This is a genomic window from Winogradskyella sp. SYSU M77433, assembly GCF_029911945.1.
GTDB lineage: Bacteria > Bacteroidota > Bacteroidia > Flavobacteriales > Flavobacteriaceae > Winogradskyella.
This window is the reverse complement of the sequence record NZ_JARYTG010000008.1, coordinates 69,198-93,874: the sequence shown is the minus strand read 5'-3', so window position 1 is coordinate 93,874 and position 24,677 is coordinate 69,198. Positions and strand designations below refer to the sequence as shown.

Here is a 24,677-nt window from a genome sequence, read left to right as displayed (position 1 = left end):
TTTCTTTATCTACAAAATTTATTGCTTAATATAAAAGTGGATTATTTTAACCTACCTACTGTTACAGTTTTAATTTCTCCAGAATCCACATCTTTTAGGGTCATTACTAGTTCATCATCTATATCATCATTCTGATGTAGTACAAATTCACAGAAATTTTTATCTTCATAGGAAAATTCATTGACTTTCAAGATGTGATCTCCTAATTTTACTTGCTCCCTAAGTGTTTCATCCCAAACAATACCCACTACCAATTGTTCGTCTTTCATAGTTGGCTCCACTAGAAATGGAGGTTTTACAACGGCTTTTATATCTACCAAATCATAGGGATCGAAATAAAAACGCTGCTTGTTATAATCCAACGTCACTTTTCCAAAAGACAATACTTTGGCTCCAAACCGTGACTCGTTGCTGGTGGTAGTATTTACAAGAACATCTTTAAACACCTCTGTATTAATAGTTAATAGGGGGACTTCGAGTATTAATTGTTCATCTTTTTCGGCAAATCCATGCATTCCCCAACTATTAGCTCCATCTGCTTTAGCCAGAACATCCAACACATCTGTTTTTTCTTCAAAATACTGATAAGCCTTCCTAGACATAGCGTAGAAGTCATCGGCTCCAGTATCAAATAATACCCGATCTGAAGCACTAGCTTTACCCTTCTCTAATTTAATATGAATAAATGGATTACTTTGTGTTTTGGAAAGTTCCATTGTTGAATAAAACTCCGTATTTATTTCTAGGTTCTTGGCCTTGTCTGTTATAATAATATGTTTCTTTTGATCATCTATTTGTAACACAGAATTGCGCAACATATTGCTCCCAATAATACCATCAATTCCCATACATTGGAAATAAACCTCTGCATTTTGTTGCAATAAAAACCCTGGAGTATCTTCAAAAATTAAGTTTCCTAACTGTAACTTGGGCAAAGAAATAATATTAATGGCAGCTACATTTCCTGATGCATCATGCACGTCTATGGCACCAATAATAGAAGACTTGAACTCTTGATAAAGAGCTTTTGATACAGAAAAGGGTGCTCCTGTATCAAACAAAAAGGTATAAGATTTCCCTTCAATAATGACAGGCACCAACATTTTATCTTTAAACATATTGTATGCGATTGTGTCGTGATAATGTTTTTGGGAAATTTGTCCATGATTGATATTAGAAGGCTTTTTTTGGGCAAAGCCAACAAGCGTCAAACAAATAGTAAGAACACACAGAATTTTTTTCATATTGAGATAATTTTAATAAAGAGAAAGGTAGGAAAAAACCTCGTTTTATTCTATCAATGACAACGAAATATTAGGGAAACACTTTATATTACTTGGAACTGGGCATACTACCCAAACAACATGCAAGACGAGGTTCTGCCTTGGGTTGTAACTTTTGCTAATACCAAAAAATGAATTGAGAATAGGTAGTCATTTTTTTTAACTACATTAGTAGAGAAAATCACCCCAAATGAAACAATTTTCACTTGTATTTTCTCTACTATTTATTTTATCTGTAAATGCACAAAATTCCGATTTACATACACTTGTAAATCAACTAAAAACTGAAATACAATCTGAAAATGACAATGCTAAAAAGTTATTTCTTTTAGATAGCTTAACATCGGTTGTTAGAGATAAACCTAATTTTCCTTACGACTCTATTGCGCGTACCACTATAGATCTTGCTATAAAGCTAGACTCTTTTAATCTGGCTGCATACAACACTACAAACCTTATTAATTATCACAATAATTTTTTAGGAAAACCTAAAACAGGTATTACTATTTTCAACACCTATTTTAAAACTCTAAAAAATAATATTAATGCCAGAAATTTAGCGAGTTTATATATAGATTCTGGCGATAGTTATTACTTTACACAACAAGTAGATTCTGCTATGGCACATTATGACAAAGCCATTACTTATGCAGAAAAAGCTAAGGACAACCGCGTAAAGGGATTTGCAGTTTTGTACAAAGGCTACGCCTATTCTGACGAAGGAAAATTTGTATTAGCATCACAAACCTTAAAACAAGCTTCTGAGGTTTTTATTCAAGAAAAAGACACCTTTAATATTATAGCTGCCAAAAACGCTTTGTCTTTACTATATAGCGCAAATGGCTTTTTAGAAGAAGCGCAGCAAGAACGAACCGAAACCATTGCTCTTGCTGAGATAACAAAAAGCTACGGACAACTTATTCCACTTTATGTAAATGAAGCTACAGATAATAAAAAGCAAAATTTACAAACACAACGTATTAAGAATTTACACAAGGCCTTAGAAGCTAATAAAAAATCTAATTATGTTGATTATTTTAAACCTATCTTACTTAATGAATTAGTTGTTGCCTATGCGGAAAATGACAGCTTAGATAAAGCAAATTTTCATCTAAAAGAAATAGAAAAAGACACCCGTAATACAGAAGGCATATACACACCAAATTATTATAATGCGTTAAAAAAATTAGCCTATGCCAATAAACAATATCAAAAGGCAGAAGCTTTAGGTATCAAGCATCTAACTATACTTAAGGAGACAAACGATATTAACGACATTCAAAAAGCAGAAGCCTTTTTAAGTCAGGTGTATGAAGCAATAAATAAACCATCACAAGCATTAGCGCATTTTAAAGCTTCTCAACATATTATAGACTCTATAAAATCGGTACAAAAAACAAAAGCGCTTGCCTATTACCAAACCTTATACGAAACCGAAAAACGCGACCAAAAAATAACATTACAAAACAGTAAAATAACCTTATTAGACGAACAGAATAAACGCAAAAAACAAACCCTATGGTTTGGTGGTTTGGCACTAATAGCTCTTTTTAGTATCATCTTTTTATGGCGCTCTCGAAGATTCTCACAAAAAAAAGCACAACTGCAAGAAACCTTTGCTCAAGATTTAATTAGAAATGTAGAAACCGAACGCAAACGCATTTCTAGCGAGTTGCATGATAGTGTTGGCCAAAGCCTATTACTTATAAAAAATAAAGTTTTTCTTAATAACGATCAAAATCAGGATACTAAAATTATTGATGATACCATAGACGAAGTAAGAAGTATTTCCCAAAGCTTACATCCATTTCAGTTTGAAAAATTAGGTCTAATAGCATCTATAAAAAATACAGTTGAAACCTTTCAGAAAAATTCGGATATTTTCTATTCTGAAGACATTGATGTAGAGCACCTAAATATTTCAAAAGATAAAGAGATTTTTATATTTAGGATGATTCAAGAATGCTTAAACAATGTTGAAAAACATTCTAAAGCAAAAGCCTGTAACATCTTGGTAGAAGACAGCAATGATTCTGTCTTATTTCAAGTAAAAGATAATGGTATTGGGTTTGACGTGTCTGAAAACAACGAAATTTTAGATAGTCTAGGTTTAAAAACACTTAAAGAACGTGCCCAAATTATTGGTGCGCAATTAAGCATCAATTCAACCAAAGGAAAAGGTACAACTGTACAGATTAAAGTCCCTAAACACTAACATATGTCAACAACTATTATTATTGCAGATGACCACCCGTTACTGCTTAATGGAACTAAAGAATTTTTAGAAAAAAAATGGTTTAAAGTTATTGATACGGCAACTGACGGAAATACAGCGTACAACAAAATTATAAACCATAAACCTGATATTGCTATACTTGATTTTGACATGCCCAAACTAAACGGTTTGGAAGTCGCTCAAGAAATTCAGCGCAATCAGATACAAACCAAGGTTATCATTTTAACCCTACACAAACAAGAGTCGCTGCTAAACGAAGTTGGCAAAACTATTCATGGTTATATAACTAAAGACAGTGCTTTAGAAGAATTAGAACAATGCCTAGAAATCATAAAAAAAGGCCATACTTATATAGGCAAAAAACTAAAAAGCAGCATCCATTTTGACAGTAGAACCAATACATCTATAGACCAACTAACCGCTACTGAAATAAAAATTTTGAAATACTTAGAAAAAAACCTCAACAGCACTCAAATTGCCGAAGAACTTTTTATTTCTAAACGCACAGTAGAAAAGCACAGAAGTAACATTATAAAAAAACTAGAGATAGATACAACCAACCAAAATGCTCTTTTTGTCTGGTTAAAACAAAATCCTAATATCTTTAATACGTAATCCTACGTATTTCACTACTTAACAATAGGTTATAATTTTGAAAGACTATAAAATTATAGCATCCTATTATCACAAAACACAAATATAATTTACCTATTAACTATTGGGTTGTCGATGTCTATTATATAAGCCTAAGTAATAAAGACTATCATCAATTGCAACCCGACGGGTTTAGTTATATTTTATATTCAGAAGAAAATAACATAACCTGTCATAAACCGTTTGTTAGCCCTCTAGAATTAAAGTCTTCTTATATTATAGTTAAATGCAGACCAACGTATATAGACCATCTTCTTGAAAACAATATAACTATAAAAGCTGCTAATGCTAATGCTTTTTTAGCTCAGTTTAATACACCCAAACTTAAAAACTTCACACCCTCAATTTTAGATAACATTGTTTTTTATCTTCACTTTTTTAAAGGACATATCTCACTAGACCAACTCTCAAAACGGTATCAATATAGCAACCAAAAGATTAAAAATGGCTTTAAAAATTCCATAGGACTTTCCTTTAATGAATACAAAAACATTTTACTGTCCATTACGTAGACCTACGTATTGAACCACATCCTTAATCCCAATACTTTAGCATAGTAAACCAAACAACCTATTAGTTATGAAAAAACTACTACACTTTATTTTAACACTTACGCTATGTCAAATAGGGTTTTCGCAAACCACCTTCTATGTAGATGTCTCACGTCCTGACAATACAGGCGATGGTCTCTCTTGGGCTACAGCAAAAAAAGACTTACAAAACGCCTTAGATCTAGTTGTGGATGGCGATGAGGTACGTGTAGCCTCGGGCACATATCATCCGAATTCAGCACCAGGTACTACACTTACAAACCCTACCGAGTTTTATTTTTGGATGAACACAAACATAAAACTTAAAGGAAGTTATGACCCTAGTACCAATACCCAAGATTTCAGCAATCCTTCCATACTCTCTGGAGATTTAGGCACTACCAACACGGTACACGTATTAGTAACTACCAACCTCAACAATACTGCGCTGGTAGAGGGTTTTACCATAACAGGAGGTGCTGCCGTATATAACTCAGGGAGCGTAACCATTGGTGGGCATACATTACAATATAGAGAAGGTGGTGGTATGTATAATGCTTCGTCTTCCCCTAACTTAGTCAATGTAACCTTTTATAACAATTCTGCATCAACTTATGGAGGTGGAATATACAATACCTCATCTTCCCCAAACTTAGTCAATGTAACCTTTTATAACAATTCTTCATCTTCTTTTGGAGGTGGAATGGTAAATAACTCATCTTTCCCTAACTTAGTCAATGTAACTTTTTATAACAATTCTGCATCAACTTATGGAGGAGGCATGGTAAATAATTTAAACTCAAATGCAACACTTAACAACACGCTTTTTTATGGAAATACCTCATCGAATAGTCTAGATATATATAATGGTTTTGATAGTAGTAGTGTTTCAGGGTCTCATAATGCTTCAGATGTGAGTGGAAGTGTTTTAACTGGACAAACAGGCTTTGTAGATCTTACGAGCAATCCATTTGTTAGTACTACCTATCCTGCTGGATTGGATGGTATTTGGGGTACAGCAGACGATGGCTTATACCCTGCCAATGGCAGCGTACTTATAAATGCAGGCGATAATAGTTTTAATACAGAAGCAACCGATATTACAGGAAACCCAAGAGTTTTTGATGGCACTATAGATATTGGCGCGTATGAACAAAATCCATGTTTGAATGTAAGTTCTATAATTTATGTAGACCAAGATGCTACTAGTGGTACTAACAACGGTAGCTCTTGGAACAATGCCTTTACAGAATTAAGTGAAGCAATAAATTCAGCCTCAAATTGCATCCTAGTAACTGAAATCTGGGTCGCTACAGGTACCTACACACCTGGAACGCTTGAAACAGATAGTTTTACAATTCCTAGCAACGTTACTGTTCTTGGTGGCTTTAACGGAACAGAAACCACTGCCGATGAACGCAATTGGGCAGAAAACCCAACCATTTTGAGTGGTGATTTAAATGGTTCAGGAACTGAAAACCCAGGAGACAGCCATACCATTGTTACCATGCTAGGTGACAATACCGAAATAAACGGCTTCTTTATACAATGGGGCTTTGCCGATGATAGTACCGATAACTCACAACTAGCTATTGGACGTTCTGGAGCAGGTGTGTATAACAATGGAGACAACCGCATTTACAATTGTACTTTAAGAAGTAATGTAGCAGATACCACAGACGACCCAGAAATAGGTATTGGTGCTGGGTTAATATCCTTTGGTGGTACACTAGATATTATAAATTGTCTTTTTAACTCAAATACCGCTTCTGCTAATGGTGGTGCTATGTCTGCTGAAAGCGGCACTATAAATATTATTAACTGTACCATTGCCAATAACAACGCCTACAAAGGTGGTGGTGTTCATTTTTTTAATGGAAGTATAAACGCTACTAATACAATTTTTACCAATAACAGTGGCACTAATGGTAACATAAATGATGATGGCGGTGGTGGTACAGGAACCGCAAATTATTGTTTGTTCTATAATACAACGACTGATAATGATGGTAATCTACCAACTAATATTACTGGAAACAATAATATAGAAAACACTGATCCGATTTATACTAACGGGTACCAAATAGTATACAGTTCTCTTGCTACAGATGCTGGAGATAACACCGCCAACCCTTTATTGCTAGACCTAAATTCTCAAAATAGAATCTCTAATACAACTATAGATATTGGCGCTTATGAGTTTCAAAACCATTTACAACCAGATGCCAATAACATTATTTACGTAAATAAAAATGTAAGTGGCGGCAATGAGATAGGCAACTCTTGGGCAAATGCTGTACCAGAATTGGCCGATGCCTTACTTTGGGCAAATAGCTTACAAGATACAGCTTGGGAAACTACGCCTTTACAAATTTGGGTAGCTGGTGGAATCTACACCCCAAAATATAGTCCAGAAGATGGTGCTAATTTTGGAACAGATCAAGGTAGAGAAAATGCTTTTTTAATGGTCGCAAATGTACAATTATACGGTGGATTTGCAGGTAATGAAACTTCTTTAGCTGATCGCGATTTAAGCATCACTACCAATACTACAGTTTTAAGTGGCGATATTAATGGTAACGATGCGTTAATTAGCCCTGCACCTATTGCTGGTAATCCTTACACATCAACTTCTATAGCAGATAATACCTACCATGTAGTCATGGGAGCTGGTAATGTAGGTGAAGGTATTATAGATGGCTTTACGATTACTGGAGGAAATACCATAAGCAACCATAATGATTATTATATTAATGGTTATTTTTTTATTAGGAGTGCTGGAGGTGGTGTTTACCTTCGAGGTTCTAACCTTAAACTTAAAAATATCATCGTATACGGAAACAATGCGGATACTTATGGTGCAGGAATAGTTATTTTAGAGAGTGCACCATTATTATTAAATGTAAACATTAATCGAAACACCTGTAATAGTCAAGGAGGAGGTTTATACATTCATTCAAGTTCTTTTAACTCAACCAATGTAAGTATTACTAGTAATACAGCTACGACCGGAAGTGGAGTTTATAATCGGAACTCTTCACCAAGTTTTAACAACTGTATTATTTGGGGAGAGATTTACAATGGTAACTCTTCACCTACCTATACAAATAGTCTTATAGAAGGAAATACCGATACTAGTAACGGTAATATTGATGCTACAGGACTAATAGAAACAGATATTTTTACCGACCCTACAAATGGTGATTTTAGTTTAATAAGTGATAGTCCTGCCGTTAATGCAGGTAACAACACTGCTTATACAAATGCTGGTGGAGATTTAACTAACGATACCGATTTAGCTGGAAACCCTAGAGTTTTTGATGGCACTATAGATGTTGGTGCTTACGAACTTCAATCAACTTTAAGCAATAACATAGTAAGTACTACAGACTTTATGGTTTACCCTAATCCAACAACCAATATGCTATACATAAAAACTAATTTAAATAATTATAGCTATGAAATGTACAACATACAAGGGCAAAAAGTTATGGCTTCAAAACAAAACGTAGATACAATTAATATGTCGCAACTCGCTACTGGAGTTTATGTATTACAACTAAAAAGCCATAACAAAACACAAAGTATAAAAGTAATTAAACAATAACAAAAGAAGCTATTAATCAGTTCTTTAAGGTCAAGACCATTAAAAACGTCTTGGCCTTTTTTATCCTTCTATTCAAGTATCATATAAAAAGAATTAAATTCTGTAAAAAACACATCTAGGACATTCAGTTTTGAGAAACTCAACAAATTATACAGACAGCAGACACAACTTGTATCGTCTTATTTTGGGGTGTTTATAAATATTTGTAATAAATTGAATATCTTCAGATTTAGACTAAGTTAATTATATTTCAATTTTGTAATTTTTAAAATATTGTCGTATTTTCCCTACGATTAATTCGTTGTATGACTATAAAATATTATGAGACTTCTACTATAGAACATATAGTAGAAGAACTCTATTCTTTTGCATTTGCAAAAAAAGATCTTCCCTTTGAGACCCCTATTTTGCCACTATGTGCTACGCATATTTCTTACTTTTTTGGAAGTGAGCATAATTGTTATTTAAATAATAAAAAATCTATTCTCCAAGGTTTGATGGTGTCTGGTCAATTCACAGAGTCCTATCAGATAAAAGTAGATGGTGAAAGTCAGGTTTTCGGGATGTTATTATCACCTACCTCATTATACAAACTCACTAAACTTGATATTTATAAAATTCGGAATAAACATATTCCTTTAATCGAATTTTCTGAAAGTTTATTCAATACTCTAAACCCAGTATTTGAAAAGTACGGAAATGACATGGTTAAATTAAATGCAGAGATAAAAAAAGTGCTTGCCAGTTTTGAACTAAAAATGGATAAAAATGTATCTCAAATTGATAATGTCATCAACTATATAGGTAGTAAAGACGGCATGCTAAATACTTACGAACTTTTAGACCATGTTAGCTTTAGTCAAAAAACTTTAGAGACACAGTTTAAAAAAATTGTGGGTATTACTCCAGGAAAATACATAAGATTACATCGTTTTATTAAATTGATGAGAAAGTATGAAAGGAATAAAATAGACATTAAAGATTTAATCTACATGTACAATTATTATGACCATTCACATTTTACAAAAGATTTCAAACATTTCATGAAACAAACACCAAAAGAATACTTCAAATCTGATTATCCTTTTTTAACTCAATACCTTAAAAAATTATCATTACGATAATTTACAAGAATTATCAATTTATAGTATATACATTTAGCAAGATGCTTTTTTTCTAATATTTATTTAATATAGGGTTATTGAGTATTTATTAGTACACACAGAGTAAAGTATCGTATATAAAGAGGTTTTAGGGTTATAAAACCTCTTTTTTTTGTATAACCCTAAAATCGAGATTATAAATTGTATTAATTTCACGTTAAAAAGATCATCTACTCTTAAAATTTCATTTTATACAATTAAATTTGATATTTTCGCAATTATCTATACTAATTTTTGCTAATATATTATGACAGATGTTAAACGTCTATTTGATTTTCCTTATTATCAACTAGAACACAAACCTACTGATACTGCTTTAGTTACAAAATACGATGGTGAATGGACACCTATGTCTACTCAAGAATATGTAGACAAAGCCAATGCAATTAGTAGAGCCTTATTGAGACTTGGTGTACAACCAAATGATAAAATCGCAGTCATTTCTTCTACAAATAGAACTGAGTGGAATATCATGGATATTGGCATTTTACAATTAGGCGCCCAAAATATTCCTATTTATCCAACCATCTCTCCTGAAGATTACGAATATGTTTTAAATCATAGTGAATCTATTTACTGCTTCGTATCCGATGAAGAAGTTTTAGAAAAAGTGAGAAAGGTACAAGCAAATACAAAACTAAAAGAGGTTTACTCTTTCAACAAAATAGAAGGTTGTAAGCATTATTCAGAACTGTTCGAACTCGGTAAAGATGAAAGCAACCAACCAGAAGTAGAAGCAAGAAAAGATGCTGTAAAACCTGAAGACTTAGCTACAATAATTTATACTTCAGGAACCACAGGAAAACCAAAAGGTGTTATGTTATCTCACAAGAATATCACCAGTAATGCTCTTGATTCTTCAAAACGTCTTCCTAATATTAATGGAGAAACCAGAATATTAAGCTTTCTACCTATCTGCCATATTTTTGAGCGCATGCTAATTTACCTTTATCAGTATGTAGGTGCAAGTGTATATTTTGCTGAAGGTTTAGACAAAATTGGTGAGAATGCTAAAGAAATTAAACCCCATCTTATGAGCGTTGTACCTCGTTTATTAGAAAAGGTTTTTGATAAAATCATGTTGAAAGCTGATGAGCTAAAAGGCATAAAACACAAACTTTTTTATTGGGCTGTTGAACTTGGTGAAATTTGGCAACCTTACAAAGCAAATGGCTGGTGGTACGAATTTAAACTTAGTATTGCCAAAAAACTAATATTTAGTAAATGGAGAGCCGCTTTAGGTGGTGAATTAACCACTATGGTTTCTGGTAGTGCTGCCCTACAACCTCGACTTTCCAAAATTTTTGCCGCTGCTGATATGCAGGTCATGGAAGGCTATGGACTTACAGAAACATCACCTGTTATTTCAGTTGGTATGTATAGAGAAAAAAGCTACAAAGTTGGTACTGTAGGTAAACCGATTAGAAATGTTGAAGTTAAAATTGCCGAAGATGGTGAAATCCTAATCAAAGGTCCTAATGTGATGATGGGTTATTATAAGGACGAAGAGAAAACAGCTTCTGTAATGACTGACGCCTACTTCCATACTGGTGATAAAGGTGAGATTGATGAAGACGGCTTTTTGAAAATCACAGGACGTAAAAAAGAAATGTTTAAAACCTCTGGTGGAAAATATGTCATTCCTACGCTACTTGAAAACGATTTGAAGCAATCGCTTTTCATAGAGCAAGTTATGGTGATTGGTGAAGGTGAAAAAATGCCTGCTGCTATTATTCAACCTAATTTTGATTTTATTAGAGACTGGATAGATCACAAAGGTCATAATATCAGTAAGTCTGAATCTGAAATAGCCAGATCTCAAATTATTAAAGATCGTATTCAGAAAGAAGTAGATAAATACAATCAAAATTTTGGCAAATGGGAGCAAATAAAGCGTTTCGAATTAACCGAAGTTGTTTGGTCTGTAGATAGTGGTCACCTCACGCCTACTATGAAGATAAAACGAGATGTCATTAAAAACATCCACAAGGATCTTTATGATAAAATCTACAATTAAACACATCTAAAATTACAAACACCTTAATATAAGGTGTTTTTTTATGTTAAATTATTATTATTTATTATGCGTGCATAATAAATTTTTTTATATTTGGTCACCAAGAATTTAACATGAAAAACAAAACAATAGATTACATTTTAAGGACCACTTGGTTGGCCGTAAATAAAATGTATAACGAAGAAGCTGCAAAATTTGATTCCACTATGGCAACAGGTTTTGCACTTTTAAGTATAGATCCCGAAAATGGGACACCATCAACTTCACTAGGCCCAAAAATGGGTATGGAAGCCACTAGCCTTTCGCGTACTTTAAAAAGTATGGAAGAAAAAGGACTAATCATTCGCAAACCAAATCCTGAAGATGGTAGAGGTGTATTAATTCACCTAACGGAATTTGGTCTAGAAAAAAGAAATTATTCAAAAGAGAAGGTACTCACCTTCAACGAAGCTATAAAAAACAATGTCTCTTCAGAGGAATTAGATAGTTTTTACAAAGTAGCTGAAATAATAAATAACATGATTTCTAATAAACAAATATACAATCACAAAGAACATTCTTAACATTCATTATGAGTAAACGTAGAATAAATAAAGTAGCCATTATTGGATCCGGAATTATGGGAAGCGGTATTGCTTGTCATTTCGCCAATATTGGTGTAGAAGTCTTATTATTAGACATTGTACCAAGAGAGTTAAATGATGCTGAAAAAGCTAAAGGTCTTACCCTTGATGATAAGGTAGTAAGAAACCGTATTGTTAATACAGCTTTAGCTACAGCTTTAAAATCTAAACCTTCACCAATTTATCATCAATCTTTTGCAAGCCGAATTACCACAGGTAATCTTGAAGATGATATAGCAAAAGTTGCAGATGTAGATTGGATTATGGAAGTGGTTGTAGAAAGACTTGACATTAAAAAGCAAGTATTTGAAAAACTAGAACAACACCGTACACCAGGTACTTTAATTACATCAAACACATCTGGTATTCCTATTAAGTTTATGAGTGAAGGACGCAGCGAAGATTTCCAAAAACATTTCTGCGGAACGCATTTCTTTAATCCAGCGCGTTACTTAAAGTTATTCGAAGTTATTCCTGGACCAAAAACATCTCAAGACGTTTTAGATTTCTTAAACGGTTATGGCGAACAGTTTTTAGGAAAAACATCTGTAATCGCTAAAGATACACCAGCATTTATTGGTAACCGTATTGGTATTTTTGGTATTCAATCGTTATTTCATCAAGTAAAAGAATTAGGATTAACTGTTGAAGAAGTTGATAAATTAACGGGTCCTGTTATTGGTCGCCCAAAATCGGCAACTTTCCGTACGGTAGATGTTGTTGGGTTAGACACTTTAGTACATGTTGCTAACGGAATTTACGACAACTGTCCTGATGACGAAGCACATGAGCTTTTCAAATTACCAGATTTCATCAATACTATGATGGAAAACAAATGGTTAGGAAGTAAAACAGGTCAAGGGTTCTATAAAAAAGTTAAAACAGACGATGGTAAAAGCGAAATTTTATCATTAGACTTAGATACATTAGACTATCGCTCTAAAAAAAGAGCCTCTTTCCCTACTCTAGAATTAACAAAAACTGTAGATAAAGTCATCGACCGTTTTCCAATTTTAGTAAAAGGAAAAGATAAAGCTGGTGAGTTTTATCGCAAAAACTTTGCAGCAATGTTTGCTTACGTATCACATCGTATTCCTGAAATTTCAGACGAATTATATAAGATAGATGATGCTATGAAAGCAGGATTTGGTTGGGAACATGGTCCTTTCCAAATTTGGGATGCTATTGGCGTAGAAAAAGGTCTTGAAATAATGAAAGCTGAAGGTAAAACACCAGCAGCTTGGGTAAATGATATGGTTGCTTCAGGTAACACATCATTTTACACAGTAAAAGATGGTGCAACGTATTACTATGATATTGATAAGAAAGCACAAGAAAAAGTACCAGGTCAAGATAGTTTCATCATATTAGATAACATCAGAAAATCTAATGAGGTATTTAAAAACTCTGGTGTTGTAGTTGAAGATTTAGGTGATGGCATTTTAAATGTAGAATTCCAATCTAAAATGAATACCATTGGTGGAGACGTTCTTGCTGGAATAAATAAAGCAATAGACATTGCTGAAAAAGATTTTGCTGGTTTAGTTGTTGGTAACCAAGGAGCAAATTTCTCGGTTGGTGCAAACATCGGAATGATTTTTATGATGGCTGCAGAGCAAGAGTATGACGAGCTTAACATGGCTATCAAATACTTCCAAGATACGATGATGCGCATGCGCTACTCTTCTATTCCAACCATTTCTGCACCTCATGGTATGACACTTGGTGGCGGATGTGAGTTATCAATGCACGCCGACAAAGTTGTTGCTGCTGCCGAAACTTACATTGGTCTTGTAGAATTTGGTGTTGGTGTGATTCCTGGTGGTGGCGGATCTAAAGAAATGGCTTTAAGAGCACAAGACACCTTCAAAAAAGGTGATGTTGAGTTAAATACACTTCAAGAGTATTTCTTAACTATTGGTATGGCAAAAGTATCAACCTCAGCATACGAAGCTTTTGATTTAGGTGTACTTCAAAAAGGAAAAGATGTAGTTGTTGTTAATAAGGATAGACAAATTGCAACAGCAAAAGCCTATGCTAAATTAATGGCAGATCAAGGCTATACGCAACCTGTCAAACGTAATGACATTAAAGTACTTGGTAAGCAAGCATTAGGTATGTTCTTAGTAGGAACAGACGCTATGGAAGCAAGCCATTACATTAGTGAACACGATCAAAAAATAGCTAACAAATTAGCTTACGTTATGGCTGGTGGTGATTTATCAGAGCCAACTAAAGTAAGTGAGCAATATTTATTAGATCTAGAACGCGAAGCATTTTTATCGCTTTGTACTGAAAGAAAAACATTAGAAAGAATTCAGCATATGTTGAAGACTGGAAAACCACTTAGAAATTAGAAAAAAGAAACAAGATGCAAGAAACAAGACATCTTGATTCTTGATTCTTGGCTCTAAAAATCAAAAGAAAAAATGAAACAAGCATATATAGTAAAAGCATACAGAACAGCAGTTGGTAAAGCACCACGAGGCGTGTTCCGTTTTAAAAGAGCAGACGAGTTAGGTGCAGAAGTGATTCAGCACATGATGAAAGAATTACCAAATCTTGACGTAAAACGTATTGACGACGTTATAGTTGGTAACGCTATGCCTGAAGGATCTCAAGGGTTAAATATGGCACGTTTTATCTCATTAATTGGGTTAAATAGTGTTGATGTTCCTGGTGTAACCGTTAACCGTTTTTGTTCTTCAGGAATAGAAACTATCGGTATTGCAACTGCAAAAATCCAGGCAGGTATGGCCGATTGCATCATTGCTGGTGGATCAGAAAGTATGAGTAGCGTACCAATGACAGGTTTTAAACCAGAACTTAATTACGATACTGTAAAAGCTGGTCACGAAGATTATTACTGGGGAATGGGTAACACTGCAGAAGCAGTTGCTAACCAATTTAAAGTGTCTCGTGAAGACCAAGATGAATTTGCTTACAATTCACACATGAAAGCACTAAAAGCTTTAGCTGAAGATCGTTTTCAAGACCAAATCGTTCCAATTGAAGTTGAAGAAACTTACATAAACGAAAATGGTAAAAAAGCAACAAAAACATATACTGTAAATAAAGACGAAGGACCTCGTAAAGGTACAAATGTAGAAGCTTTATCTAAGCTACGTCCTGTTTTCGCTCAAGGCGGAAGTGTAACCGCAGGTAACTCATCTCAAATGAGTGATGGTGCTGCATTTGTCATGGTTATGAGTGAAGACATGGTAAAAGAATTAAACCTTGAACCTATCGCAAGACTAGTTAATTATGCTGCTGCTGGTGTAGAACCAAGAATTATGGGAATTGGACCAGTAAAAGCAATCCCGAAAGCATTAGACTTAGCAGGATTAAAACAATCTGATTTAGAGTTAATTGAATTAAACGAAGCTTTTGCTTCTCAATCAATTGCAGTAATTAGAGAATTAGGACTAAATCCAGACATTGTAAACGTTAATGGTGGCGCAATTGCATTAGGTCACCCGTTAGGATGTACAGGTGCAAAACTATCAGTACAATTATTTGACGAAATGCGTAAACGCAACATGAAAGGTAAATATGGTGCTGTAACCATGTGCGTTGGAACTGGTCAAGGTGCTTGTGGAATTTTTGAATTTTTAAACTAGAGACAAGATTTTAAGAATCAAGAAACAAGAGGTGAAGATGCATAATTTTAAAAAATTAAAAATTTGGAATGAAAGCATGAAAATAGTTTCTGAATCTTATAAAACTACTAGAACATTCCCAAAAATTGAAACTTATGGATTAATGAGTCAAATGAATCGAAGTGCAGTCTCTATTCCTTCAAATATTTCAGAAGGTTCAAGCAAAAGCTCTGATAAGCATTTCAATATTTATTTAGAAAACAGCTTAGGTTCTGCTTTCGAATGGGAAACACAATTAAATGTAGCTTTCAATGAAAACTATATTACAGAAGAAAAAATTTTAGAATTAGAACAACAAATAAAACAAATACAAAAAATGATTTCGGGATTTCAATCTAGACTTGATTTATAAGTCTTGGATCTTGAATCTTGAATCTCTTAATCTTATAAAAATATGGCAGAAACAGAAAAAGACATCCTACGTGGCGGTCAATTCTTAGTAAAAGAAACAAACTGTGAAGATATTTTCACACCTGAAGATTTTTCAGAAGAACAACAAATGATGAAAGAATCGGTTATGGAATTTAATGACCGAGAAATCATTCCTAACAAACCTCGTTTTGAAGCTAAAGACTTCGCTTTAACTGAAGAGGTTATGCGCAAAGCTGGAGATATGGGCTTTTTAAGTGTTGCTGTTCCTGAAGCTTATGGCGGAATGGGAATGGGATTTGTATCTACGGTATTAACTTGTGACTATATTTCTTCTGGTACAGGATCTTTTAGTACTGCTTTTGGTGCGCATACAGGTATTGGTACAATGCCAATTACACTTTATGGTACCGAAGAACAAAAACAAAAATATGTACCAAAATTAGCTTCTGGCGAATGGTTTGGTGCTTATTGTTTAACAGAACCTGGTGCTGGATCTGATGCTAATTCTGGAAAAACTACTGCAGAGCTTTCTGCAGACGGAAAAACATATAAAATCAACGGACAGAAAATGTGGATTTCTAACGCTGGTTTCTGTAACTTAATGATTGTTTTTGCTAGAATTGAAAACGATAAAAATATCACAGGTTTTATTGTAGAATATGATAAAAACAATCCAAACGGAATCACATTAGGTGAAGAAGAGCATAAATTAGGTATCCGCGCAAGTTCTACGCGCCAAGTATTCTTTAACGATACTGAAGTTCCTGTAGAAAATATGTTAGCTGGTCGTGGAGAAGGTTTTAAAATTGCAATGAATGCCTTAAACGTTGGTCGTATCAAATTAGCTGCTGCTTGTTTAGATTCGCAAAGACGTATCACAACTACAGCTGTTCAATATGCAAACGAGCGTAAACAGTTTAAAACACCTATCGCTGATTTTGGTGCTATAAAAATTAAGTTAGCCGAAATGGCAACTAACACTTACGTTGGAGAATCTGCAACTTACAGAGCTTCTAAAAATATCGAAGACCGTATTGCTTTACGTGTTGAAGCAGGAAACTCACACCAAGAAGCAGAACTTAAAGGTGTAGAAGAATACGCTATCGAGTGTTCTATTTTAAAAGTAGCAGTATCAGAAGACGTACAAAATTGTGCAGATGAAGGTATCCAAATTTTTGGAGGTATGGGATTCTCTGAAGAAACACCAATGGAAGCTGCTTGGAGAGATGCACGTATAGCACGTATCTATGAAGGAACAAACGAAATTAACCGCATGCTTTCTGTAGGTATGTTAGTTAAAAAAGCAATGAAAGGTCACGTAGATTTATTAGGTCCTGCAATGAAAGTTCAAGAAGAATTAATGGGTGTTCCATCTTTTGATACACCAGATTATTCTGAGTTATTTTCTGAAGAAAAAGAAATGATTGCAAAACTTAAAAAAACCTTCTTAATGGTTGCTGGTGCTGCAGTGCAAAAATTTGGACCAGATCTAGAGCAACACCAACAATTACTAGTTGCTGCTGCAGATATTTTAATTGAAATCTACATGGCAGAATCTGCAATTTTACGTACAGAGAAAAACGTAAAACGTTTTGGTGAAGACGCACAATCTGCGCAAATCGCAATGTCTAAATTATACTTATATCACGCTGTAGAAACTATAGAGAAAAAAGGAAAAGAAAGCATTATTTCTTTCGCTGAAGGTGATGAGCAACGTATGATGCTAATGGGACTTAAGCGTTTTACTAAGTACCAAAACTATCCAGACATTGTTGACTTACGTAAGGAAGTCGCAGAAAAAATAAAAGCAGAGAATAAATACTGCTTTTAATTTAGTTTTAAGTTAAGTAATAAAAAAGCCGATTCAATAAAAGAATTGGCTTTTTTTATTTTATTACCTTTAGTTCTTAAAATCAGGACTTATGAAAATTTCAAGTTTTATTATTTTCATTTTTTTCACTGCAACTTTATACGCTCAATCAGACACAGAGGTCTTTTTGTTCGATTTAGAGTCTAGCAATAAAATTGAAGTAAAGAATGGTAAAAACATCTCGAATAATAAAGGCTACAACAATCAGCCTTCTTTTTTAGATGATAGATACATCCTATTTTCATCAACAAGAGATGACCAAACAGATATTGCCAAATACGATACGCAATACAGTAGTAAAACTTGGATTAATTCATCTGAAGGAGGTGAATATACTCCTATTAAAATTCCGAATAAAAATAGTATTTCCGCTGTGCGACTAGACAAAGATGGCAAACAACGTTTATACGCATATGATGCCAGCAACGGAGAATCAACAGAACTTATTAAAGATTTGGTGGTTGCTTACTATACGTGGTATAATGAAGATATTGTGGTTTCTGCCGTAATTGAAAACGAACAGCTAAATTTATACAGCTCCAATATAAAAGAAGGTACCAACAAAAAAATGGCCAGTAATGTTGGACGTTCATTTCATAAAATTCCTAATTCTAACTTAATTAGTTTTATCTCTAAAGCCAATTCTAAACAGTGGCAAATAAAATCTCTTAATCCAATTACAGGAGACACAAAACTTATTGCAAATACCCTAAAAGGAATAGAAGATATTTGTTGGCTCAACAGTACCAATCTGCTCTCAGGAAAAAAAGGTATTCTTTACAAGCTCACACTTCAAAAGGATTATAACTGGAAAAAAGTTGAGAATTTAAAAGACTACGGTATTTTAAATATAACACGTTTAGCAACCAATAAAGATGGTTCAAAATTATTAATCGCTGCAGAAATCGATCCTGATATTTCATCTTCGTACACTGTAAGTAACCAATCAAACACTATTGAAGATGAAGCCGGAAAAATTATTGATAAGCACATCGACCTTTTTAATAACCGTAATTTAAAAGATTTCTCAAAGACTCTAAACGTCAATGTTCTTGTAAAAGATTTTCCTTCCGAGATTAAATATTACGGTCGAGATAATCTTATTGAAAATTACACCCAATTTTTTAAGGACAATGAAAAATCAAATCTTAAGGTTCTTAATAGAATTGCTTTAAAAAATATTATTGTAGAAGAAGAATTATTGAGCCTAAATAGTTCCACTAAAAGACAAGTTACTATTTACGAAACTGAAAACGATAAGGTCACTTCCATGACATCTATTGAAAATTCCAAATTCAAGAAAAAGCAAGAAGCATTGATAAATGAACATGTAAAAATGTACAACGAAAAAGATGTAAAGGCATTAGGAAGAACTTACGCCAAAGATGTTATGATATATAATTTTCCTGATGAAGTTGTTTTCGAAGATAGATCTGCTGTACGAGATGATTATATTGCGCTTTCAGAAAGCACACCAAATCTGTATGCTGAAGTACTGAACAGAATAATCATCGGCAATAAGGTTATAGATAAAATAAAACTCACCAAAAACGATCAATTTGAATATTTCGTTGCTATTTATGAGATAACAAATAATCTTATTGATAAGGTTACTTATATAAGATAGTTTGAGTATATTATAAAAATACCAAAATAGAAAAGCCGACTCTTTTGAGAATCGGCTTTTCTATTTATCTATTTTCTCTAATCTGATTTAAACTTTTAAATATAGCGTCGGCTATCTCACTTCGTTTCTGATTACTCGCTAATATCTGCACATCTTTTTTATTAGAAAGAAATCCAAGTTCTAAAAATGTTGCAGGACAATTTATCTTTTTAAGTAATTGAAAATTTGCAGTCCTAATACCTCTATTTTTATAAAACATCTCTTGTTGATTGTCTAATAAAATTCTACTATACTTATCCGATTTTTCCGCATTTTCATTTTTATCGTAGTAATAAGCTTCAATACCATTTATAGCTTCATTTGTGCTGAAGTTGTTATGTAAGCTAATCATAAAATGAGGTTTTACTTTATTAATCATATCTGCACGTTCACTTAGAGAAAGAAAATCATCTGAATTTCTAGTCACTATTATTTTTACCTTTTCATTACTTAAAGAAGCCAACTTATTTGAAATATCAAGTAAAACGTCTTTTTCCTTTATATCTGTAATACTTCCAGAGCCTTCGTCAAGTCCACCATGTCCAGCGTCTACAACAACTACTAAGGTTTCTTTTAAATCTTTGTAAGAGCTAAAAATAAGTATACCTGTAACTAATAATATTGATGTTGAAATTTTTACAACACGCTTTAATACTGATGATTTTAATTGATGTAACATAATAATTCGATTTTTGATTTGAATGAAATTAAATCCGCTAGTCAGAGGAACGCAGTATTCCTTTTGTCCTAAATTTATAATAGATTTTGAATACGATTCTATATCAATTCCTGATAAAATTGATTTTTCATCAGCTATATATTCATGATTTTGAAGGATATCTTTTTTATATAACCATACAAATGGATTGACCCAAAAAATACAGGTCAAAAATTCTAAAATAATAACATCAACAGTGTGAAATTCTTTACTATGAATTAGTTCGTGAGCCATAACGCTAGAAAAATCTTCATCTTTTATGGCATGATTTTCAGGAACAAACACATAGTTAAAGAAACTAGACACCATATCAGAATCTTTAACTTTTATTATCCTAAGTTTTCCTATACTCTTAAAGTTTCCTTTTGTCAGATAGAAAATGCTAAACAAGTTCTTCAAAAATCTTGATAAGAACAGAACAAAAAACAAAACGTAAGCATAAGTCCAAAAGCTAACTTCTGATTTTTGTTGGGCTGTAGTATTACCTACTACGACATCTTCAAAATCATTGTTTACTTGTAATTCACTAAAGTTTTCTACTGGTATTTGGGTTATACTTGGTACAGATGAAAATATTTCAAACTCTATAAAAGGTGACAACAAGCATAAAAAAATTGAGCCCAATAAAAAGAAGCGATTAAATTGAAAAGTCTTCTGCCTTCTCAACAAGAAAAAATACAATAGGTAGGAACAGCCTAAACTAATAATGGTATATAAAAAGTAATTAATCATTTGTGCTTTTTCTCCTCAATTTTCTGTTTTAATAAATCTTGTAATTCTTCTAATTCTTGCACGGACAAATCTGCATTCTTAGTGAAGAAAGAAGCAAATTGTGCTTTAGAATCATTAAAAAAATGCTGAATCATTCCATTAACCTGTTTTGAAAAATAGTCACTCTTCCTTAAAATAGGATAATATTGTTTATCCCTTCCCAATCGTTCAAAACCTATATAATTCTTATTACACATTCTAGATAATAACGTTGAAATAGTTGTGTAAGCTGGCTTTGGCTCTGGAAATTGTTCTACAATATCTTTCATGAAACCTTTTTTAAGATTCCATAAATATTTCATTATCTGTAACTCTGATTTATTTAATTGTTTTATATCCACAATTATAGTTTTAATACTACAAATGTAGTAATAAATTTTTAAATAACAAGTTTACATCAAAAACTCTATATTTATATCAAAATACTTCTAATGAAAAAATTTCTTTTAACCTTATGCATAATGCCTTTTTTCGTTTGGTCTCAAGAAAACAAAACTCTAGAACCTAAACTAGAAAATATTGCTTGGATTGCAGGCTCATGGCATGGTGAAGCTTTTGGTGGTATAACCGAAGAAATATGGAGTGAACCCTCTGGAGGTTCTATGATGGCAACCTTTAAACTCATTAATGATGGTAAGGTTTCTTTCTATGAAATTGAAGTCATTAGAGAAGTTGAAAACACCTTAATTCTTCAATTGAAACACTTTGGTCCAGACCTCAAAGGTTGGGAAACAAAAGATGAAACGGTTGATTTTCCTCTCAAAGAAATCACCGAAGATAAAGTCGTTTTTGAAGGGATGACATTCGAAAAAATATCTGCAAACGAAATGAACATCTATGTTGATATTAAAAACGACGATGGTTCAGTAGAAACCGTAAAATTCAATTATAAAAAATAATTACATGAAAAGATTTATTGCTTCAATACTAATATGCCTCTGCTTTTTCAACTGTAAAAATGATAAAAATGATAAAAATGAAACTGTTGAAGAAAAACCTGAAATAGCAAAAACATCAACTAAAATTGAAAAACAACTTAGAAAAATCAATAAAGTTGCAAACACTATTTCTGTTGATGGAGTTGCTAATGAAATTTCATGGGAAAAAGCTAAATGGTATCCAATGGATCAGGTTTGGTTAGGCGATTCTATTTCTAATGAGGATTTTTCTGGACGTTTCAAATTGTCTTGGGACAATGATGCACTCTACGTTTTAGCCGAAATCAAAGATGATACTTTAATTGATAACACTAAAGATTCACTTGTAAAATGGTGGGATGACGACTGTTTAGAAATCTTTGTAGACGAAGATAATAGTGGTGGCGAACATCAATATAACCACAATGCTTTTGCATATCACATCGCATTAGACGGTAATGTTGTAGATATGTCTACCGAAAAAGTTGGTAAAATGTACAACACTCATGTAGAGTCTAAACTCATTACTGAAGGTAATACTTCCATTTGGGAAGTAAAACTCTATCTGTATGATGATACTTATGACGATAATTCAGACAGAAACACACCTATAAAGCTTTCACCAAACAAAAAGGTTGGTTTTGCTATTGCGTATTGTGATAACGACTACAGTATAGAACGTGAAAACTTTATAGGCTCTATACCTGTTGAAGGTGAAGACAAAAATCGTGGCTGGATTGACGCCAATATTTTTGGCACCTTACTTTTATCTGAATAGTTTTAACCTATAGAACCTTTTACTTTTTCTTGATCGGTTGTAACATTAGACAGGTTTATCGCTGTTTCTATCAACGCTAAATGCGAATAAGCCTGCGGGAAATTACCCAACAATCGTTTGGTTTTAAAATCTATATCCTCACTGAATAAGCCTAAATGGTTACTATAAGATAGTAGCTTTTCAAACTGTTCTGTTGCTTTTTGCTCCTCTCCTATTTTGTATAAACTATTTATAAACCAAAATGTACAGATAGTGAAAGATGATGACGGTAAACCAAAATCATCTTTATTCTTGTAGCGATATAGCAATCCATCATAACAAAGATCGCGTTCAATCGCTTTAACCGTACTGACATATTTAGGATGCTTAGCATCAATAAAACCGTAAGGTTCCATAAGTAGTACAGAAGCATCTAAATCTTCGGAATTATAGGATTGCGTAAACGCTTGTACTTTATCATTCCAAGCATTTTTCATAATATCTTCTCTAATGGTTTCTTCAAGAAGTTGCCATCTTGCTATTTTTGAGGTTTTACCAAGTATCTTAGCTACTTTCAAGGCTTTATCTACAGCTGTCCAACAAAGGATTTTTGAAAATGTAAAATGTTGGTCGTCACCTCTAAATTCCCAAATACCTTTGTCTGGTTCTTCCCAGTGTTTATTTACAACCCAAACAATACCTTTGGTCATCGTCCAAAGTTCTTCTCCATTTTCTATATCGTTACTAAAGTTGACAATCAATTGGTAAATAACATCCATTAAAATTCCATAGATATCATTTTGTTTTTGTTTGTAAGCCGCATTCCCTATACGTACAGGTTTTGAGTTTTTATAACCTGCTAAGTGTCCTAAAGATTCTTCGGTTAACTTTTTCTCTCCGCTAATACCGTACATAATCTGCAATTTCTCATCCTTGTCTGGCATTAAGTCAATTATAAAACGGAGATAGCGTCTGGCGATATTTTTATGCCCTAATTGAGAGATGACCTTAATGACCATTGATGCATCTCTAATCCAACAAAAGCGATAATCCCAATTTCTCACCTCTCCAATAGTTTCTGGTAAAGATGTGGTTGCTGCAGCTAAAACCGCACCAGATTTGTCATAGCTTAAAAGCTTCAATGTCATGGCACTTCGTGCAATCTCATTGTTATATTTCTTGTACTTTGGAGTACGTTCCATCCAATTAAGCCAATAGACTTTAGTGCGTTCAAAATCTAACAACGACGATTTTAAGGTTGGCACAAATAACTTTTCGTTATAGCCAACTAAGAAGAAATGATCTGAATTTATTGAAATGGGTTCTCCTTCTACAACAGCTTTTTTATCTAAGTCTGTGTAAAGAAACAGCGTATCGTAAGTATCTTCATCGTTTAAACTTACGATGAAATCATCCTTTATATATGTTGTAGTAACTCCTTTGGCGTATTCTAATTTTGGGTCGTAATTAACCTTCATAGTTGGTTTTCCTGAAACGTGGCGAATGTATCTTATGAATTCTGGTGGTGCATGATAACCTCTTTGAATTTTGTGATATCTCGGCATAAAATCAACAACTTCAAAAGCATCTATACCGTTACTAAAACGGGTTACCAAAATGGCCGTGTTTTCTAAATAAAATTGAGTTGTTGTATAACTTTTATCAACTTTAAAACCAAAGCTTCCTCCCTTTTCTTCGTCCAATAATTTAGCAAAAACAGAAGCAGAATCAAACTTTGGTAAGCAGCACCAATCTATTGAGCCATCTTTTGATACTAAGACCGCACTTCTACAATTTCCTATGATTCCGTAATGTAAATTATTCATTAAATTTT

17 protein-coding genes are annotated in these 24,677 nt (G+C 33.3%); 13 read left to right on the top strand and 4 right to left on the bottom strand.

Features of this window, described 5'->3' with window-relative positions; translation table 11 throughout:
* Positions 1 to 41 precede the first annotated feature (41 nt).
* The gene (locus QGM60_RS15425) at positions 42 to 1,244 is read right to left on the bottom strand and encodes a retropepsin-like aspartic protease (protein WP_281141149.1); all 1,203 of its coding nucleotides are present in this window, start codon (positions 1,242 to 1,244) and stop codon (positions 42 to 44) included.
* Positions 1,245 to 1,473: 229 nt separating this feature from the next.
* Here QGM60_RS15425 and QGM60_RS15420 point away from each other — a divergent pair, with 229 nt between their 5' ends.
* The 11 genes from QGM60_RS15420 to QGM60_RS15370 all read left to right on the top strand — a co-directional run bounded on the left by QGM60_RS15420 (position 1,474) and on the right by QGM60_RS15370 (position 19,641).
* Positions 1,474 to 3,498, top strand: coding sequence for a sensor histidine kinase (locus QGM60_RS15420; protein ID WP_281141148.1), 2,025 nt, complete (start codon positions 1,474 to 1,476; stop codon positions 3,496 to 3,498).
* A gap of 3 nt (positions 3,499 to 3,501) precedes the next feature.
* A complete protein-coding gene (locus tag QGM60_RS15415; protein ID WP_281141147.1) occupies positions 3,502 to 4,134 on the top strand; it encodes a response regulator transcription factor in 633 nt (210 codons plus the stop codon).
* A 618-nt stretch (positions 4,135 to 4,752) separates the two neighbouring features.
* Positions 4,753 to 8,310, top strand: a complete 3,558-nt coding sequence (locus QGM60_RS15410) for a choice-of-anchor Q domain-containing protein (protein ID WP_281141146.1) — start codon at positions 4,753 to 4,755, stop codon at positions 8,308 to 8,310.
* 305 nt (positions 8,311 to 8,615) lie between these two features.
* Positions 8,616 to 9,434, top strand: a complete 819-nt coding sequence (locus QGM60_RS15405) for a helix-turn-helix domain-containing protein (RefSeq protein ID WP_281141145.1) — start codon at positions 8,616 to 8,618, stop codon at positions 9,432 to 9,434.
* A 286-nt stretch (positions 9,435 to 9,720) separates the two neighbouring features.
* Positions 9,721 to 11,490 carry a long-chain fatty acid--CoA ligase gene (locus QGM60_RS15400; RefSeq protein WP_281141144.1) on the top strand — a complete coding sequence of 590 codons (1,770 nt, stop codon included), beginning with the start codon at positions 9,721 to 9,723 and terminating at the stop codon, positions 11,488 to 11,490.
* A gap of 113 nt (positions 11,491 to 11,603) precedes the next feature.
* Entirely contained in the window at positions 11,604 to 12,053 is a 450-nt protein-coding gene (locus tag QGM60_RS15395) for a MarR family transcriptional regulator (protein ID WP_281141143.1), read from the top strand.
* Between the two features lie 8 nt (positions 12,054 to 12,061).
* The gene (locus QGM60_RS15390; RefSeq protein ID WP_281141142.1) at positions 12,062 to 14,470 is read left to right on the top strand and encodes a 3-hydroxyacyl-CoA dehydrogenase/enoyl-CoA hydratase family protein; all 2,409 of its coding nucleotides are present in this window, start codon (positions 12,062 to 12,064) and stop codon (positions 14,468 to 14,470) included.
* Positions 14,471 to 14,542: 72 nt separating this feature from the next.
* Positions 14,543 to 15,733, top strand: a complete 1,191-nt coding sequence (locus QGM60_RS15385; protein WP_281141141.1) for an acetyl-CoA C-acyltransferase — start codon at positions 14,543 to 14,545, stop codon at positions 15,731 to 15,733.
* A 37-nt stretch (positions 15,734 to 15,770) separates the two neighbouring features.
* Positions 15,771 to 16,124: a four helix bundle protein gene (locus QGM60_RS15380; protein WP_281141140.1), complete on the top strand. Its 354-nt coding sequence runs from the start codon at positions 15,771 to 15,773 to the stop codon at positions 16,122 to 16,124.
* A gap of 42 nt (positions 16,125 to 16,166) precedes the next feature.
* Positions 16,167 to 17,975, top strand: coding sequence for an acyl-CoA dehydrogenase family protein (locus tag QGM60_RS15375; RefSeq protein WP_281141139.1), 1,809 nt, complete (start codon positions 16,167 to 16,169; stop codon positions 17,973 to 17,975).
* 91 nt (positions 17,976 to 18,066) lie between these two features.
* Positions 18,067 to 19,641 (top strand): steroid delta-isomerase, encoded by a 1,575-nt coding sequence (locus tag QGM60_RS15370; RefSeq protein WP_281141138.1) that lies wholly within the window; start codon positions 18,067 to 18,069, stop codon positions 19,639 to 19,641.
* A gap of 64 nt (positions 19,642 to 19,705) precedes the next feature.
* Here QGM60_RS15370 and QGM60_RS15365 read toward each other — a convergent pair whose 3' ends face one another.
* Together QGM60_RS15365 and QGM60_RS15360 are read right to left on the bottom strand one after the other, a co-directional pair.
* Positions 19,706 to 21,022, bottom strand: coding sequence for a M56/M15 family metallopeptidase (locus QGM60_RS15365; protein WP_281141137.1), 1,317 nt, complete (start codon positions 21,020 to 21,022; stop codon positions 19,706 to 19,708).
* Between the two features lie 104 nt (positions 21,023 to 21,126).
* Positions 21,127 to 21,510, bottom strand: coding sequence for a BlaI/MecI/CopY family transcriptional regulator (locus QGM60_RS15360; protein ID WP_281141136.1), 384 nt, complete (start codon positions 21,508 to 21,510; stop codon positions 21,127 to 21,129).
* A 90-nt stretch (positions 21,511 to 21,600) separates the two neighbouring features.
* Here QGM60_RS15360 and QGM60_RS15355 point away from each other — a divergent pair, with 90 nt between their 5' ends.
* Both QGM60_RS15355 and QGM60_RS15350 read left to right on the top strand, forming a co-directional pair.
* Positions 21,601 to 22,068, top strand: a complete 468-nt coding sequence (locus QGM60_RS15355; RefSeq protein ID WP_281141135.1) for a DUF6265 family protein — start codon at positions 21,601 to 21,603, stop codon at positions 22,066 to 22,068.
* 4 nt (positions 22,069 to 22,072) lie between these two features.
* The gene (locus QGM60_RS15350) at positions 22,073 to 22,864 is read left to right on the top strand and encodes a sugar-binding protein (RefSeq protein ID WP_281141134.1); all 792 of its coding nucleotides are present in this window, start codon (positions 22,073 to 22,075) and stop codon (positions 22,862 to 22,864) included.
* A 2-nt stretch (positions 22,865 to 22,866) separates the two neighbouring features.
* Here the strand turns inward: QGM60_RS15350 and QGM60_RS15345 are convergent, their stop codons facing one another.
* The gene (locus QGM60_RS15345) at positions 22,867 to 24,669 is read right to left on the bottom strand and encodes a glycoside hydrolase family 15 protein (protein ID WP_281141133.1); all 1,803 of its coding nucleotides are present in this window, start codon (positions 24,667 to 24,669) and stop codon (positions 22,867 to 22,869) included.
* Positions 24,670 to 24,677 lie beyond the last annotated feature (8 nt).